This is a genomic window from Pseudomonas graminis, from assembly GCF_013201545.1.
Taxonomy (GTDB): Bacteria; Pseudomonadota; Gammaproteobacteria; order Pseudomonadales; family Pseudomonadaceae; genus Aquipseudomonas.
Genome location: NZ_CP053746.1, coordinates 4,633,489 through 4,651,188 on the forward strand (window position 1 = coordinate 4,633,489; position 17,700 = coordinate 4,651,188).

A 17,700-nucleotide genomic window follows, 5' to 3' on the forward strand; every position below is an offset into this window, starting at 1 on the left:
CTACAGGGGGTGGCGCGGTAAGCGATTTCATTTACTTGCTTCCGCTTTCAGGCGGATTTCCTGCATTTTCTTAAAGTCAGCCTCCGATCGCCAATGGGACTGAACGGTTCCATCCGGATAATAAAACTTAGGAAAGTCGCCTTTTACATTTTTCTTAGGGGCAATGGACCTCACTACGTAATCCCCATGCAGCACTGGCTCAGAATAGACTTTTCGGACATGCGGCGCGGTATACGTCAAATCGCCTCCATCGACGCCGACAAGACTAACCTGCTTGGCGTAGCCATTGATGAAGCGCTCGCTCACCAGAGGATAGTAATTTTCTATAACATTCAACACTGCGTCTTTCACGGTAATCGGGCTGGAGATTTGACGCTGAGGGTTGTTCGAATCAAATACGACTATCAATCCACCGCCCCACCCAGGTGTCGCATCAACTCCGAATGGAGTGGGTACGCTATATTGAACGCCTAGATCCACATTGCTCAGACGCCATCTGCAAGGGCCACCGCCGTCGACATATAGCTCAGCCTCATACAGATCATTCTTAATTCGCCTTAACGTTAGATCGAAACCGTTATACCTATCCAAAGTTTCACGGCGCCCGTGTGCATCATGGGTTACGTGCCGACATATGGCAGACCGATACATTACGCGCATAGGCTTCGCCTCCAAGCCTTCGGGCAATTTAATACTAAAGGAGACCTTTTCACCCTCCGGCGCTGGTGACATAGTGCGATCCGTTGCACAGCCGCTCATCGAAAGCATTAAAATCATGACTCCCACTAACAACTTCAAATTGGTCATCCTGCCCTTTCGACACATGCTTTGAGCAACAGTGACCCGCTTCATTTTTTTGCTTCCGCTTTCAGGCGGATTTCCTGCATTTTTTTAAAGTTGGGCCTTCCTTCCGGATCGGACTCGACTGTCCCATCCGGATAAAAAAATTTAATGAAGTCTCCGACTGCGTGTTTTTTTGGCGCTACAGACGTCACCACAAACTCTGGATGAAACACCGGTTCAAAATAAACATTTCTTGCTTGCCTCGCTTCATATGTAAGATAACCGCTTCCGTATCCCGACAAGCTGGCACGCTTTACATATCCTCCGGTATATCTCTCGTTTAGCCAAAGATAGTAATCCTTGACGATTTTCAACTCTGAACCCTCAACTGCCACACGCCCCCCCAAACTAAGCTGTGGATTGTTATGATCGAATACGACTATTACTCCGCCTCCCCCGCCAACTAGAACATTTTCGCCAAAGCGACCGGGGTCACGGTAGGTCACTCCGAACATCACATTACTTAAACGCCATTCGCACGGCCCGCCACCATTAACAAAAAGCGTCGCTTTATACATATTTTCTGGTTGACCTGGCTGGAAGACGGTCTCAAAAGAACTGTGCCCGTCCAGCATTTCAGGTTTGCCGCTTGCATCATGACCAACACGCTGGCATTTAGCCGATCGATACATAACACGCATATCGTATGGTTTTAATTCTGCTGGAACCTTGATCGTAAACGTCACCTTTTCCCCGTCTGGTAGTGGTGACAGGCTACGGTCCGTTGCACAGCCGCTCACCGAGATTGACAGCGCACTACACAGCAGAGAAGCTTTAAATTGAACCGCTAAATGGCTCATTAGCTCATCCCCGCACACGTGCAATGGAATCAAGGCGTTCGAGCGCTTCGACTCCACCATCCAACTGCCGTGTCTCCTTCAATGCCGCATCGACTTCCTCGTGCATCAGCAGGAACCAGCGATTACGCTTATGTTCATCTTTCGGCGAAGTGCTGCCATGCTCTTCCATCTGTTTCTTGAAACGCTCGAACTCGGACGGTGCAGCAAGCAGCGGTTTCCAATTAGGTTTAATCGCTGTAAGTAGTCGGCGGGTTATGTGCGCCATATATTCGCCCATCATGTGGTTACCTATACCCAGCAGCCCTCCCGGCTTGGGGTTTTTGTAAGGTGGAAAATATTGTTCACGCATTTCGGCATTCATACTTTTCATGAACTGGAGCTGTGACTGTTCGCTATTTTCACTTGCTGTCATGTCGAGACTTGGCACTAGATACAAGTTTGGCCGCTCGGGTAGTCGCGTTTTTATGGTGTTGTAATAAGGCGCTCCGAGACCATCTTTGCTTCGATATGCGGGGTAGGAAGAGCCACGCTTCTGCGTGTGCTGTTCTACGCGATAAAGCATGGCAATCTCGCCGTGGTGGCCGTACGGATCGCCGGATTTAATGAGATTGTTCATGAGGGTCTGGCCCATCGACCATGTAAAACCCAACGTTGTACCTAAGGGGCCATATAGGTTGTAAAGTTGGTTATCGAGGTCCGCCTCAGGTGGAACACTGGGAATGGTGTCAGTGTCATTTACATGACGGTAGTGCCAGAGTTCGTTCAAACCACGTATCGCATTGAGGGTGAACGTACGGGGCATTCCGTAGGTGTACAACAGCGGATTCTGGTCCTTAAGTGTCGCTGAGTGGATCAATCCCAAAGCGCCGCCAAGACTATGCCCACAAACGTATAACTTCCGTCCTTCGAGACGGCTCGGGAGATCTTCCTTAAAGCGGAAGGGAAAGAGTCTCGGCACGACCCTGTATGCCTCACTGAATCCGAGATGCATACGACCGTCAAGTGCGAGATCCGCGCATGGAACCGAAGGCGCGCATGCAGGCGTTAGCTCAGGCTTGACGGGGCGGAAGGTCAGGTCCGTGCGTAGGTCAGGGACGCTTATCCGATCAAAGTCAGTCCCCCGCCACGCGACCATCATCTGAGTGGAATTTCTGACGTAGAAAAGTTGGGTATCGCCTTCAGGGACGTCTGCTGTTGCGGTGTTAAATACTTCGCACCGCTGGTAACGATCATCGAACGGTACGTCAGTCACCAGACAGGGCCAATTTTTCCCCCCGTCCCATACCTTGGGAGTTCGCGACAGATCAAGGCACTGCTGTGCGAAAAATTCCTGAGGCGAGCCGTACAAAGTTTCCGCGCGGTTGCTGTACGACAGAATACTCATCAGCCCCAAGTTGTAGGCATTCGCCAGGCTGTACTCAGGCTGATGATGCAACACCAACGACCATGCACGCAGTGGGCAAACTTCCAATACATGCCGGCAGTTCAGCGCTTCGTATTGCACCGTAAACCCTGAAAACTCAGCGTCGGGGAAATGATAAGCCGGCGGCGGATCCAGCTCTGGCCACGGGGGGTTGAACGCCGGCAGCTCATCACACAACTGCCCTATTCGCAGATAGTGATAGGCATGCCCCTGCTCAATCGCCTGCTTTTCCACCGGTGAAAACCCGGGACGCTGCTTTCCGTACAGAGGCTTGCTGTCACTTGCACTTGGCCGTTCGGGCTCAGGCCGCACAGCCCGCAACCGCCGCTGTTGCAGGACTTCAGCCAACGGCGCCGCCGGCATTAGCAGTGTTACGTCGAGCGGGTGAAGGTCTTCAAGTCGAATGACACCCTGGGCATCGGTGCTCCCCGAATATTCAGCAACGCAGCCTTCCCGCACCGCCTGATTGGTCGCCCGCCACGGCAGATTGGCCAGCGGCTCGCCGAGCTCATCCACCAGTTGAAATTCAACCCAATGGGTTTTCTGCGGGCCGATGGCCACAGGCTTGTAGGTGCAAAAAATGTCCGTCTGGTGCTGTCTGTCTTTCATGCCGGGTCCTTCCTGATTGAAGATTTGATGCGGTGATAGATCGTCGCGGCCGATTGCTTGGCGGCAGGCGCGGTGTCGGTAGCCGTAGCGATGCAGACCGCAACCCATCCGGGCGACGGGGCACCTGAGCGGTGGTCACTGCTCATCGGGCTTGTCATTGGGGAACTCGATCACCACGTTCCCGGGCAACAGCGTGTGAACCGGGATGGTTCTGCCGTCCTTATCGGTCACGCCGGGGAACCGCTCGCCCTCCTGGGTGGTGATCAGGTAACGGACGAAGGGGGCGTAACCCTTGACCGCGTCGCTGAGGGTGTAGCCCGCGGCATAGCCCGGCGGTATCGGCGTCGCCGGGGTGGTCAGCGTGGTGGCACCGCCCTTTAGCACGTACGCGGCCCGGTGATGGATGTTCCCCGGCGCGCCCAGCTCGATTTCGCCATCCTTGATGCGGATGAACGCGCCGCCGCAGCTGAAGACGATTTCTTCGGGCGCACTGATCTCGACACGGCCGTCCAGGCTTTCAATTTTTATCTGGTCATTCGCCAACGCGTGCATCGCGCCGCCGTAGGCGTGGAGCTGCATATCCCCATCCACGGCTTTTAGATCGAGGCCTTTGGTCACAGCGCACAGGCTGATCGCACCCTCAGCCGTGCCGGTGATGTCGTGGCCTGCACTGATGTTGGTGGAGCGCGACGACGTGATGGCAACGCTGTCACGGCCGGAGGACAGCAAAACAGCCTCGGGACTGACCACGCCGATGCCGGCCGGCGCATGCAGCAAAAGCCCGGGCTCGGCCAGGTTGGTCAGGGCCGCAGTGAGTTGTTCGTGGCCGCTCGTATCGGCGGCAATGGCCTGGGCACTTCGTGCGGCTTGAGCCATGGAGCGGGCCAGCGACAATGCGCTTTCAAGCTGCTCGATTGCAGCGTCCATATCGAGCTGCTGACCGTGGGCTCTGGTCTGTTCATCCGCACTGATAAACACCCCACGCCCGGCCCGAACCGCGCCCCAGCCATCCGTGCGCAATTCAAACCCTTCGCCGCGCTTATCCTTCTCGTTATCGACCAGATGCCCAAGGTTCAGCTGGCTCTTGCCGCTGTGCTCGGTGCTGAGTTTGATGTGTTCCTTGCCGCGATCGTCCTCCATGCGCAGCTTGTTATTGGCCGGGGTGCGCAGCACGTTGCGTTTGTAGTCGCTGCGCAGCAGCGTCACATGGTCGGGATGTCTACTGTCGTGAAGCGCATGGGCGATGTAGGGCCGGTCCGGGTCGCCCTGCTCAAACGCGATGGCTACTTCGGTGCCGCAGATCAGTGGCAGGTGCAGGCCGTGGGTATCCCCGGCATACGGACGGGCCAATCTGAGCCACAGGCTTTCTTCGCCCAGCTCCCAGCTGTCGCGGTCAAACAGAAAGTTGACCTTGTAGCGGCCTTCGCGGTCGATGTGGCTATAGGGATCGTTGGCCAGCGAGCTGGTGACCCGGGCCGGCACGGTTCCGGCAATTTGCGGTTTCGCCAGCAACGGCGGCCGAAAACACACGCTCTCGGAATACGGAATCGCTTCAAAGCTCAACTCAAAACTGCGATCCCGCGCAGCGCGCAGCTGCAGTCCTGTAATGACCGCACCCGGCTCAAACGCCTGCGGCGCCCCACCGGAAATCTGCAGCACCTCCGCCAATCCCAACGAAGCACTGCTGCTTATACCGCTCAGCCGAGTCTGATCATTCAGATACCGCTCATGCCGCAGCCGACCATAGAAAAATCCGCTCTCCCCCAGCAGATCCTCATCCTGATCCAGCTTGTGGCCCAAGGCCTTGAACGGCTCAGCATAGTGATACGCCTCACCATAGGTCGTGGTGTCACCTCGCGTCTGATCGACATCGCCATCCAGCCAGGCACTCGCTTCCCGGTGGTGATACGCCCGAAAGTGAACGCTCTGCTCCACCACTTCATTACTGACCTGCAGCCCCCAAACCCCATCCTGACTATTGCTGCCCAACCCGGATTGAGGCCGAAACGGCAAGCTCACCCGAGGCCTGACGTAATGACGCTGATCATCATGAAACTCGACGACCGCAATGCCCAATCGTTCATTGTTGCTAAAGCGATACCAGATCCCCACCTCGGCTAATAAGCGCGAGATAAACGCCAGATCGCTCTCGCCGTACTGCATCACCTGCTCGCGCTTCGGGTAGTCCCGCACCAGCGTGAACAGAAAGTCCTGCCCCTCAAAATCATGCCGCGTGCGCAAGATGCTCTCGACAATTTGCGGCACGGACTGGTGCTGATAAATCCGAAATTGCCGCCCACGCGCCAGCAACGCCAAGCGCGGCTCCAGCGTCACTTCATAGCGCGCCTCGTCAGCGGAACCGGACAGCCGCTTGAACCCGGTGACCACCCCATGCAGCGTCCGCAGCGCCTCAACCTTAGGCGCCGGCAAACCAGGAATAGCCATCGGCAACGTGTGGGCCGCAGCATGCAGACTGAACTGCGCGTCCTGCCCGAGCATCCGCTCTGCGCCGATATCCCGTTCAACCGAGGTGAATTCAACGCGGTAATGAAAGGGCTGACTCAGCTGCTCCTCGCCCTCAAACGCCAGCACATCCAGCGCGACAGGCAGGTTATGAACGACGAATTTGTGACGGCTATGGTCGAAAAAAATCCCGGTGGCATCGTTCATCATTCGCCCTCCACCGAAGCAGAGGAATCGACGAACTCAAGGGTGATGCCCTCCTCCTCGCAGTGCCCAAGCACCACGCCCCGCGTGGCCAATCGCGCCGCCTGGCGCTTTAATAGCTGCTGACTCAGCACCGGCAAAATCTGTTGATTGAGCAGGCTGTCGATGTTCCGCGCGCCGCTGTCGGGGAGCAGGCAGGCCTCCACCAGCGCGTCATGCAGGCGCTGGTCAATCCGGCAGTCGAGCCCGTAATGCCGGCGTAACCGTCCCGCCACTTTGCCCAGCTTGATTGCGACGATGCGTTTAAGCGCCGGCGCCTGCAGCGGTCGATAAATCAACGTCTGAAACCGCGCCAGCAACGCGGGCTGGAAGTGCTCGCGCAGCACCGGTCGCAGTTGCTCGTGGACCTCCCCGTCGAGTGCATCGGGGTTCGCCAGCAGGTGGTCCTGCAACAGGTCGCTGCCCAGGTTGGAAGTCATGACGATGACGGTGTTGCGGAAGTCGATTTCGCGCCCTTCGCCGTCGCGCATGAAGCCCCGATCGAAGACCTGATAAAACAGGTTGATCACGTCGCGGTGTGCCTTTTCCACTTCGTCCAGCAGCACGACGCTGTAGGGTCGCTGAAGCACCGCTTCGGTGAGCACGCCCCCTTGTCCGTAGCCGACGTAACCCGGCGGCGCGCCTTTCAGCTGGCTGACGGTATGGGCTTCCTGGTACTCGGAGAGGTTCAGGGTGATCAGCGATTTCTCGCCGCCAAACAGGGTGTCGGCCAGCGCCAGGGCGGTTTCGGTCTTGCCGATTCCGCTGCTGCCGACCAGCAGGAAGACCCCCAGCGGTGAGTCTTCTTCGGTCAGGCCGGTCTTGGCGGCGCGCAGGCGCTGGGCCATCGCCGTCAACGCGCGGTCCTGACCGATCACCCGCGCGGCCAGGGATTGCTCCAGCGTCAGCAGGCTGGCCTGTTCGTCCTTGAGCAGGCTGCTCAGGGGCACGCCGGTCCAGTCGGCGATCACTTGGGCGACGCTGCGATCGTCCACGTCCAGCGACAACAGCGGTGCATCGCCCTGAACCGCCTTGAGCTGCGCCTGTAGATCCGCGCAGGTGTCGGCGTCGAAGACTTCGGCATGGCGGGCGGCGAGCAATGTCTGCGCGAGATCGAGTTCGTGGGCGTGCTGGTCCTGCAGTCGCGCCAGTGCATGGCTCAGGGACAAAAGCTGCTTGGCGATGGCCGCCAGACGTTCATCGGCGTTGCGCCCGTTGATGCGCCGATCGTCTTGCAGCGCCTGGCGTTCCTGCTCCAGCGCGGACCGCCGGGCCTTGCTCGCGATCAGCGCCTGGGGCTCGCAGTCCAGGCTCATGCGCACCCGGGCACTGGCGGTGTCGAGCAGGTCGACGGCTTTGTCCGGCAACTGCCGACCGGGCAGATAGCGGCGCGACAGCACCACCGCCGCCTGTATCGCGGCGTCCTCGATGTGCACGCCGTGATGGCTGGCGTAGCGGGCCTTCAACCCGCGCAGCATGATCATCGCCGTGGCGTCATCCGGCTCGTCGACCTTGACCGTCTGGAAGCGCCGCTCCAGCGCCGGATCGCGCTCGAAGTACTGCTTGTATTCGCTCCAGGTGGTTGCGGCGATGGTGCGCAGTTCACCTCGGGCCAAGGCGGGCTTGAGCAGATTGGCGGCGTCGGCGCCTCCGGCCTGATTGCCCGCGCCGATCAGCGTGTGGGCTTCGTCGATGAACAGCAGTACCGGATGCTCGGCTTGCTGCACGGCCTCGATCACGTCTTTGAGGCGTTGCTCGAACTCGCCTTTCACTCCCGCGCCGGCTTGCAACAGGCCAAGATCCAGCGTGCGCACGCTGACCGGTTTGAGGCTGGCGGGCACGTTGCCTTCGGCGATGCGCAGGGCCAGCCCTTCGACCAGCGCGGTTTTGCCAACGCCGGGTTCGCCCACCAGAATCGGGTTGTTCTTGCGTCGGCGGCTCAAGATGTCGATGACCTGACGGATCTCGTCGTCACGGCCCAGCACGGGGTCGATCTCGCCGTTGCGCGCCTTGTCGGTGATGTCCTGGGTGAACCTGGCCAGTACAGGGTTTTCCGCCGCTGAATCCGCGGACGACTTCTGCACCGCAGCACGATCCGGCCCAAGGTCCAGCCCCGGCCCAGGCCTCGAACCCGCGCGCTCATCGGAATGCTCGTCCAGAAACGGCAGCAAGTGACGCAACTGCACCTCGCTAAGGCTGAGCAACGGCCAGGCTTCCACGCACGCCAGCAGGTCGGGGGTCTCGATCAGCGCCGCCAGAACGTGGGCCGAGCGCAGTTGCTCGTTGTCCTCGTCCAGCGAAGCGTGTACCCAGGCGTTCTTGATCAGCCGCTGCAACTTGTCACACAGCTGCGGCTTGGCCTGGACACTGCGCGGCAGGCGATCGAGGTGGTCGAGCAAGCCGGTCCACAGCGCTTCGATGTGCCACTCGTAACGCCGGCCGATCAGCACCAGATCGCCGTCGCCCTGCCCCAGCAGTTTCAGCAGCCAGTGCTCGATGGTGATGTGGCCGTGGCCCCGGCTTTGGCACAGCGTCGCGGCCGCACTCAGGGCCTGGGCGCAGAAAGGGTTGAGGCGGCGTAGCAAACGGGAGGAGCTCTGTGCCATGGGTCATCGTCCTTGAACGGATGGAGTAAGGAGCGTCGACGAGACCGTTGAGCGGTCGGCGCCTCGCTGTTTTTTCTGGGGAAACGTGCCGTGCAGATGTGCTTGGCGGAGCGCCCGCGACCGGGCGCTCAACCCAACACACCGCAGCCGGCAGACAGGCGTGCAAAAGCTGCCTGTCTGCCGGCCGTGCAGCGTCAGGCGGTCTGGCGTTCGTTCCACGAGTCGGAGTGGATGATGTTGCCGTCCTTGTAGGTCCAGGTGACCTTCTCGTAGCGCAGCTCGACCATCTCCAGATGGTTGTGCTTCTCCTTGGCCGGGTCCTTGACGTCGTGCATTTTCGGCGCGACGCGGACCACCTTGACGTTCTCCAGCAGGGTGTTGAAGTACTCGACTTCCTGGCCCGCGTCGTCGATGCGGTACCACTTGAACTCGGCGCTTTTCAGCGTCTGGCCGGTGCCGACGGCCTTGTACAGGTACGGGCTGCTGGCATCGATTTCCTTGGTGAACAGGAACGGCGTGTGCACCCGGGCGCCGGTCAATTTGCCGGTGTTGTTGTCGGTGGGGATGTAGACGCTATGGTCCTGGGCGACCACTTCGACGCTGCCTTCCCGGGACTGCACGTTGACCGAGCCTTTGATGTCAGCGCCGCCGTCATCTTTGAGCCAGAGGTAAACGGGAATTGCCATGTGAAACTCCTTGCTTGGGTTATCGAGTGCCGCGAAATGCGACGGGGGTAGCCGGCCCGGCCCCGGCAGAAAGCGACCCGCAGGCCCCCTCTTCCGGCACCAGACGGATGTCGACGCGGCGGTTGGCCCTGCGCCCTTGTTCGGTGTCATTGCTGGCAATCGGTTGACTGGCGCCATAGCCCTGCACGGCAAAGCAACTGCCGGGGATGCCGCCCATGCGCTGCATCCAGTCGCGCACTGAAGCGGCGCGGTCGCGGGACAGGCGCAGGTTCTGCTCGGCGCTGCCGGTGGCGTCGGTGTGCCCGGTAACGACGATCAACCAGCCGGGTCTGGCCTTGATGCCGACAAGCGCGTTGATCAGCACTTGGGTCGACTCCGCCTTGAGTTCGGCGCTGCCGATGTTGAACAGCGACAGCGTGTCCAGACGCACCGGCCCGGACGCTTGCACACTCTGGGTTGGCGCCCGGTAACGGCCGATGGCGTGCCAGACCCTGATGCGCAGTTGTTCGGCGCGATAAAGGCCGAGGCCCAACGACCGTGGTTCGCCGTAGCGGTAGTAGTCATCCAGCCGCCGGACGTCGTCGTGCAGGACGGTCAACGCCGCTTCGCGCAAGGCCCTGGCCTGCTGATCGTCACGGGCGGTTTCGTTGATCGAGGCGTAGCGGCGCAGGTCGTCGCCGACCTGGCGGATCAGCAAGGTGTTTTGCCGGGCCGAGCTCGACATGGCGACGACGGCAGCGAAGACCGCCAGCCAGATGCCGATGACACCGGCGCGCCGCGTTGCGCTGTTGCCGGTGTGCCGGGGCAGCAGTTCCAGCAAAGCGTCCGGCACAGGCAAAACACCACCCGCATGCCCTGCAAGAAGAGTCGGCAACAGCCCGGTCTTTGCCTGTATCCAGTGCTGCCAGACGCTGCCCGAAACCTGTTCCGGCAAACGCGGTACGCGGCAGATCGCGTAGGTCACCGGCAACGGCGCGCGATGGCGACCGGGGTGTGTGAAATGCGGGACAACACATTGTTCCAGCCATGCGGCGTGGGCGTGCATCTGCACGGCGAGCTGCATGCGGTCAGTGAGAGCGGCGGGCTCTTGTCTCTGCCAGTCCTCAACGCTGACGCAGGTGCCGTTGTGTCGTACCCGCGCCGAGGGCTGGCCATTTTCCCAACTGAACCAGACGGATTCCCCGTTCGCACCGCCCTCTTCCCGGCTGAAGCCGGTCGCACCCACATCGCGCGCATCCTGGGACGCTTGCTGATAGCTCACCACCCACAGCGGCAGGGTCAGCGCGCGCCTGCGGATCACCGAAAGCTGGTGGGTCAGCGCACGAAGCTGGCCTTCCAGTTCCGTGCTGCCAGCGTGTTGGGCTGGATTCATGACAAACATGACGCTCATCTGCGCGCGCCATTGCGGACGGGCGGCCAGCAGAGCAGCGGCCATACCAGGCAATCGCTCAATGCTCGGCACGCTGACGTAACACCCGCTCGCTGTCGTTCGCAATGCGGTTTGCTCCGCCAGATCGACACCTCGATCAGCAGCAAAAAGCGCCGACGATCCCTGCCCGCACACCAGCACTACGGGCAGCCGGTATTCACCGCCGGGCAAGGCCCGGCACTCATCCAGTGTCAGCGAACCACCGAGTCGGGAAGAACGTCGCTTCGCCAGCAGCCAGCTTCCGGTCACCAGAATCAGGGCGCCAAAGGCCGCCAGCGCTTGAGCGGACAGGCTCAGGGGCAACACGCTGATCACCATCAGCGCCAGGCATCCCGACCACAGGGCCAGTGCGCGCATCAACTTGAGTGTCATGGGCGCGTCACACCCGCTCGGTCACAAGGGAGGCGACCAGCGCCGCCAGATGCGAATCCAGCAGCCACCAGAGGCCCGCCAGCATCAGACCGGCCGCGAACAGGTGCAGCAACGGGGCGCGCATCCATGCCGGCAAGGGCTTGCGGCCCCGTGCGTCGATCCACGTCGGCAGCGCCTGATCCAGGCTCACCGGCGCAACCCGGCTGGTCAACTCGGCCATCAACTGCTGACGCTCAGGGTGGTCGGGCGCCTTGTAGCGACCGAGAAAGCCCAGCATCAGCACGCGTTGATACACCCTCAGCACGCTCGGGTCCGGAGCCGGTTCGTTCAACACCTCACGCATTTCTTCGTAAAGAAATTGCCCCGCCTGATGACGTCCGAAGTAATGCGCCTGAAGCGGTTCGTGGGTCCATTTGGCGCGGGCACTGGCACCGGCGTGGATCAGCACGGTTTCATCCAGCAGTGCACATTGGGCGTGGCTAATGAAATCAACATGGCGCTGGCTGACACCGGCTTGCGTCAGCCCGTCGCGTACCATCACCACCTGCCGGGTGCACAGGTTCCAGAGCGCATCGCTGTCTGGAGATGACGCGCCATGGCGCAACTCGACCACCAGCAGGTAACTGTCCTGAAGCAGTTGATCGACATCGACGGGCTGCGCAGCCGCCTGGCTTTTCATCGACCGGCTCATGAGCGCAACACCGCAAACAGCTCAAGCTTGACGTCCGGCAGCGTCGCCGGCACGTAGAACGCGCAGACTCCTTCGGCGAGCACGGCCTGACCGCTCGGATGGGCAAAGTCGAGGGCGAAATACTGGTTCTCGAGACGCAGCGGAATCGCCGCCGGCACATGACTCAGCGGCTGCAACGGAACACCGTCCAGCGCGGCATTGATCAACTGATCGACGTCGTCCGGGGTGCCGACCTTGCACAGCCGCGGAAACTGCGCCTGCAGTTGCGCCGGGGCCTCGCGGCAGCGCACCGAGAGGTAAAAGTCGGCGGCGTCGGCTTCACGCAGGCGCGGATCATTGAACGTCACTTGCCAGCGACCCGGGATCACCCGCTCCAGCTCCAGGGCGATCACCCGCGACGGCAGACTGGCTTCCAGCAACGTCGAGATCATCTGCATCAACGGCGGGAATACGGTTTCCAGGTCTTCGTGGCGGTACACCGGAATGGCGTCAACGTCGTGTTCGAGGGAGAACGTCAGCAGCGCGCCCGCCAGCTTCACCAGTTCCTGATAGACCTGCTCGGGATGGCGCGCCGGGCTGGCCTTGAAATCAGCAAGCACGGGTTGATAGGTGTTCAGCGCATTGAGCAGCCAGAACAACGAAACATCGGCCACCGCGAAGTCGGCCATGCGCTGGTTACTCTCACGGCGCATGCCCATCAAGCGTTGTCGCTTGGAGGCCAGTTGAGTCAGCAGATTGTCCAGTTGGACCTGCAAACCGGGGTGCCCGGCGAAGCTCAACAGCGGCGGCACGAACGCCTCGTCCAGGCACGCCCGGCCCTGGCCGTCACGCACCAGCCGGGCGACCGGACAGGTCAGGTAATTAGCGTTGTCATCGCTGGCAAGACGCAGGCTCAGCATGTGATCGAGCACGCCGATCGACTGTTGATCGTCGCCATACAGATCCTGCACCTGTCGCCAATCCTGGCGGTAACGCACCGGCCGGTCAGCGCGAGCGTCTTCAAACAGACAATTACCACCGTTGGCCTGCTCCAGCGGCAGGCACAACACCACCGTCGCGCCCTGCCCCGGCTCGATCTGAATCTGTTCGAGGGACAGCGCGGCGGGCAGCCGATCGACGCTGTCGGTATCGATCAGCGTGCCGTCGGGCATGCGGACGCGCAGAGCGGATGCCTTGAGTTTGCCGAGCCGCAGCGCCTCACCATCGAAGGTCGCCGTCTGCACACCCCACGGATGAACCCGCGACAGGTAAGCGATGCATTCGTTGGTCCAGGCTTCCCAGCGCGCTTGCTGCTGGAATTGCTGCTGGGACAGTAGCGCCCCGGCAGCCCAGAGAGGTCGGTCGATTTTCATGTTCTGCTCACCTATGGCCGACGTCAGGATTTGGCTTTGGGCATCTGGGAAACCAGCGAGAGGTTCACGTCCATGCCTTCCACCTGGAAATGCGGCACGGCGTACAACTTCACGCGGAAGAAACCCGGGTTGTCGTCGATGTCTTCCACCGTCACCCGTGCATCACGCAGCGGGTGCGAGGCCTGCAAGTCGTCCCCGGGGTCGGTCATTTCGGTGACCAGCCCGCTGATCCACTTATTCAATTCCAGTTCCAGCAGCCGCCGGTCTTTGGTGGTGCCGATGTTCTCCCGCTGAATCAATTTCAAATAATGCGCAATGCGCGACAGCAGAAAGATATAAGGCAGGCGAGAGTTGATCCGGCTGTTGGCCGTGGCATCGGCGGTGTCATATAACGCAGGCTTTTGTGTCGAATTGGCGGAAAAGAAACAGGCGTAATCGCGGTTCTTGTAATACGAGAGCGGAATAAACCCCAGATTGGCGAATTCAAACTCCCGGGTTTCCGGAATCATCACTTCCGAAGGGATCTTCACCTGACTGCCGGTGCCAAGGTCATATAAATGAATAGGCAAGTCCGACACCGCCCCCCGGACTGCGGTCCGCGAATCTGCACACACCAGCCATTGGCGACAAAACTCTTCACCATATTGGCAGCGAAGGCAAATGACGCATTGGTCCACAAATATTTACTGTGATCGGTGCCTTTGACACTTTCCACATAATTGAAACTGCGCACAGGAATGGTGTCCGGGCCATAGGGCAGTCGTCCCAATACCCGGGGCATGGTCAACCCGATATAAGGGAATCATCGGTGTCGCGGAAGGACTTCCATTTGATGTATTCGGCGCGATCAAAATAATTGCCGATGTCTTTGATGGCAGCGACTTCTTCCATGGTTTCCTTGCCGAAGAATGCCGGCCCTACCGAACCAATGAACGGCATGTGCGCTGCCGCCGCGACTTTCGATATGTTGCGAAGCAGCGCGATATCTTGCGGGCTGCGATCAAACTCGTAACTGGAAACAGCTGCGGCAATGGGTTCACCGCCAGGCGTGTCGTACTCCTGGGTATAGGTGTGCATGTACAGACCGCTTTGAGCGATTTCAGGGGCGTCTTCGAAATCCTGGACCAGATGGTCCTTGCTGATGTCCAGCAACTCGATGCGCACGTTTTGCCGGAAATCGGTCTGGTCGATCAGCGATTTAACGCCGCGCCATGTGGATTCCACCCGCTGAAAGTCCGGATGGTGCATGACGGCGTCGAGCTGGCGGCTGATCTGCGCGTCCAGCGAGGCGATGTGTTCGTCAAGCAGGGTCTTGTCGAGGCGCTGGACCTTGCGCGACGAGCCTTTGAGGAGGTTGAGGAATACGCTGACGGCTGCGGTTACGCGCTCATCGGCGGAAATCTCCGACAGCGCTTCGTTGTTCTGAAACGCCTCGATATCGCCCAACGCTGAAACCGGGTTGAGGTTAATTTTTGAAAACAGCGTGTTATACACGCCGGGGCTTTCTTCGGACAAAACGGTGCCACCGCCTGAGACTGCGGAAGAGTGCTTCGAGGACATGTTTGATACCTGCTAGAGACCCGGTTGATTAATCCGCTGTGGGTGCGGCGAGTACTGCCAGCTCGGCGCGCAACTCGTCACTGAGCGTCTCGTCTTTGACGATGCGTTCAAGTTCATGACGGAAGGTCGCATTGTCGAGCAGGTTTGATTTGAGATCGCGCAGCAGATTGCGGGTCGCCAATAACGCGCGCAATGACGGTATTTGTCTTGCTACCTGTTCCGGTTCGAAGTCTTTCATTTTTTGAAAGTTTAAATCCACGGAGGCATCGGAACCGTCGTCGGCAAAGGTATTTTCAACGGTCAGTTTCAATGCCGGAGCGAATTCAGCCAGCACACTGTCGAAATTATTCTTGTTGATATTGATTTTGGTGCGTTCGGACAAAGCTCGGTCTTCCCGGCCATTGCTGTAATCCCCCAACACCATTAATTTGAGTGGCAACTCGACCTTCTTCTGCGCACCACCCGTGTGCAAATCGAGTTTTATATTGACCCGGGCTTTGGGCACTTCATTTTGAAAGCTGTTTGAAGCCATAACTCCTCCGTCGAAAATGCCACACGTCACAAAGGGGATTATCTGGACCGCAGGGCCTTTTTATCAGTCGAGCGTCCAGGACCCAAGCGGTCAAGTTTTAACAAGTGTGAGCAGCGAATGGGCTGATGAAGTTTTCATCGCATTCGGGAAGCGGCAAGGCTAATCCCCTACGAATAAAAACTCTACCCACAAAGACAGGTCGAGAGCTGTCCTACGGAAGTCTAGAAACTTTCCTACAAAATGATCCCGGAGAGCGGAACAGCTGCAGAATTAAACAGCCTGCGCCATACAGTGGTGGCGGGTTTTGAAGTACAGATATAAGAAACCGCAAGCGGTTGAACAGCATCAACTGTTCAACAGGCTTGCGGTGACGTCGAGCAATGAATCAGAAAATGTAATCGGTGGTCAGGAACGTCGACTCACGGTTATGGATGATGTCGCTGATGAGTGCCTTGTTGCTCTCCTGGAACTTGGTCGCCACCAGGGTACGGATCGAGAACACGCGCAGCGCATCGTGCACCGACAGCGTGCCTTCAGCCGAATTCTTGCGGCCGTTGAACGGGAAGCTGTCCGGGCCGCGCTGGCACTGCGCATTGATGTTGATCCGCCCCACCTGATTGGCGAACGCATCGACCAGACGCCCGACCTGTTTGGAATCGTTGCCGAAGATGCTCAACTGCTGGCCGAAATCGGAATCCAGCACGTACTCGATCACCGTCTCCAGATCGCGGTACGCCACTACCGGCACCACGGGCCCGAACTGTTCTTCGTGATACACACGCATGTCCGGCGTCACCGGGTACAACACGGCCGGGTAGAAAAACTGCCCGTGGGTCGTGCCGCCGCCCTCATTGACCACTTTGGCGCCCTTGCCCACAGCATCGTCCACCAAGCCTTGCAGGTACTCGGTCTTGCCCGGCTCCGGCAATGGCGTCAGCGAGACGCCCGGTTCCCACGGCATGCCAGGTTTGAGCTGAGCGAGTTTTTCTTCGAACTTCTCGAGGAAACTGCCGACGACGTTTTCGTGCACGAACAGGATCTTCAACGCCGTGCAACGCTGACCGTTGAACGACAGCGAGCCGGTAATGGCTTCCGTCACCGCATTGTCCAGGTTCACATCCGGCAGCACGATGCCCGGGTTTTTGGCGTCCAGGCCCAGGGCGGCGCGCAGACGGTGCGGCTTGGGGTGGAGTTTTTTCAGGGCGCTGGCGGCCTTGTTGGTGCCGATGAACGCGAACACGTCGATCTTGCCGCTGGCCATCAGCGCGCTGACCGTCTCGCGGCCGCTGCCGTAGATCACGTTGATAACCCCGGCCGGGAAGCTGTCGCGGAACGCTTCGAGCAACGGACGAATCAGCAGGACGCCAAACTTGGCCGGTTTGAACACCACGGTATTGCCCATGATCAGGGCCGGAATCAGCGTGGTGAAGGTCTCGTTCAGCGGATAGTTGTAAGGGCCCATGCACAGGGTCACACCCAGCGGCACACGGCGGATCTGGCCGAGGGTGTCCTGCTCCAGCTCGAAGCGGCTGGAACGGCGGTCGAGTTCCTTGAGGGCGTTGATGGTGTCGACGATGTAATCGCAGGTGCGGTCGAATTCTTTCTGCGAGTCCTTGAGGTTTTTGCCGATTTCCCACATCAGTAGCGTGACCACCGCGTCGCGCTGCTCGCGCATCAGCTTGAGGAAGGTCTCGACGTGATGGATGCGATCGGCCACGCGCATTGTGGGCCAGGCGCCCTGGCCCCGATCGTAGGCTTTGACGGCAGCGTCCAGCGCGGTCATTGCCGTGTCGGCATCCATCAGCGGCGTGCTGCCCAGCACCACGGACTCAAGGCCTGTGTCGGTCTGCAGCGAGACCGGGCTCAACACCGGCGCCAACGGCCCGTGCCATTGGTGCAGTTCGCCATTGACCAGATAATCGCGCTGCTCGATGGCGGGACCTGCGCGGAACGGCTCAGGGATCTCGTCGGCGCGCGGGTACAGGTTGTCCAGGCGGTTTTGCAGGGTCATCTCATTTACCTCTTCCAGTCGGTCTTCGTGCCAAACAGGCTGGACACACTACGCCACAGCCGCCGCCGAATGAAGCGTCG

Annotated in this window: 11 protein-coding genes and 1 pseudogene; all 12 read right to left on the minus strand. The window is 59.7% G+C overall.

The genetic code is table 11. The annotated features are described in order from the left end of the window. Positions 1–27 precede the first annotated feature (27 nt). Positions 28–807, minus strand: a complete 780-nt coding sequence (locus FX982_RS20780; RefSeq protein WP_172612346.1) for a hypothetical protein — start codon at positions 805–807, stop codon at positions 28–30. Positions 808–848: 41 nt separating this feature from the next. Beyond that, positions 849–1,643 carry a hypothetical protein gene (locus FX982_RS20785; RefSeq protein WP_172612347.1) on the minus strand — a complete coding sequence of 265 codons (795 nt, stop codon included), beginning with the start codon at positions 1,641–1,643 and terminating at the stop codon, positions 849–851. Positions 1,644–1,647: 4 nt separating this feature from the next. Next, entirely contained in the window at positions 1,648–3,675 is a 2,028-nt protein-coding gene (locus FX982_RS20790; protein WP_172612348.1) for a lipase family protein, read from the minus strand. A 135-nt stretch (positions 3,676–3,810) separates the two neighbouring features. Then, on the minus strand, positions 3,811–6,345 hold the full coding sequence (locus FX982_RS20795) for a type VI secretion system Vgr family protein (RefSeq protein ID WP_438826345.1): 2,535 nt from the start codon (positions 6,343–6,345) through the stop codon (positions 3,811–3,813). After that, complete coding sequence (gene tssH, locus FX982_RS20800; protein WP_172612350.1) at positions 6,345–8,987, minus strand: type VI secretion system ATPase TssH; 2,643 nt, start codon at positions 8,985–8,987, stop codon at positions 6,345–6,347. The genes FX982_RS20795 and tssH overlap by 1 nt, the downstream gene beginning before the upstream one ends. 194 nt (positions 8,988–9,181) lie before the next feature. Beyond that, entirely contained in the window at positions 9,182–9,673 is a 492-nt protein-coding gene (locus FX982_RS20805) for an Hcp family type VI secretion system effector (RefSeq protein ID WP_065991578.1), read from the minus strand. A gap of 19 nt (positions 9,674–9,692) precedes the next feature. After that, the gene (locus FX982_RS20810) at positions 9,693–11,474 is read right to left on the minus strand and encodes an OmpA family protein (RefSeq protein ID WP_172612351.1); all 1,782 of its coding nucleotides are present in this window, start codon (positions 11,472–11,474) and stop codon (positions 9,693–9,695) included. 7 nt (positions 11,475–11,481) lie between these two features. Beyond that, entirely contained in the window at positions 11,482–12,153 is a 672-nt protein-coding gene (tssL, locus tag FX982_RS20815) for a type VI secretion system protein TssL, short form (RefSeq protein ID WP_172612352.1), read from the minus strand. An 8-nt stretch (positions 12,154–12,161) separates the two neighbouring features. Next, positions 12,162–13,517 (minus strand): type VI secretion system baseplate subunit TssK, encoded by a 1,356-nt coding sequence (gene tssK, locus FX982_RS20820; RefSeq protein WP_172612353.1) that lies wholly within the window; start codon positions 13,515–13,517, stop codon positions 12,162–12,164. Between the two features lie 23 nt (positions 13,518–13,540). After that, positions 13,541–15,077: pseudogene (tssC, locus tag FX982_RS20825) on the minus strand (type VI secretion system contractile sheath large subunit). A 28-nt stretch (positions 15,078–15,105) separates the two neighbouring features. Further along, positions 15,106–15,609, minus strand: coding sequence for a type VI secretion system contractile sheath small subunit (gene tssB, locus FX982_RS20830; protein ID WP_172612354.1), 504 nt, complete (start codon positions 15,607–15,609; stop codon positions 15,106–15,108). Positions 15,610–15,994: 385 nt separating this feature from the next. Next, positions 15,995–17,620, minus strand: coding sequence for an NADP-dependent glyceraldehyde-3-phosphate dehydrogenase (locus tag FX982_RS20835; protein WP_172612355.1), 1,626 nt, complete (start codon positions 17,618–17,620; stop codon positions 15,995–15,997). Positions 17,621–17,700: the final 80 nt, after the last annotated feature.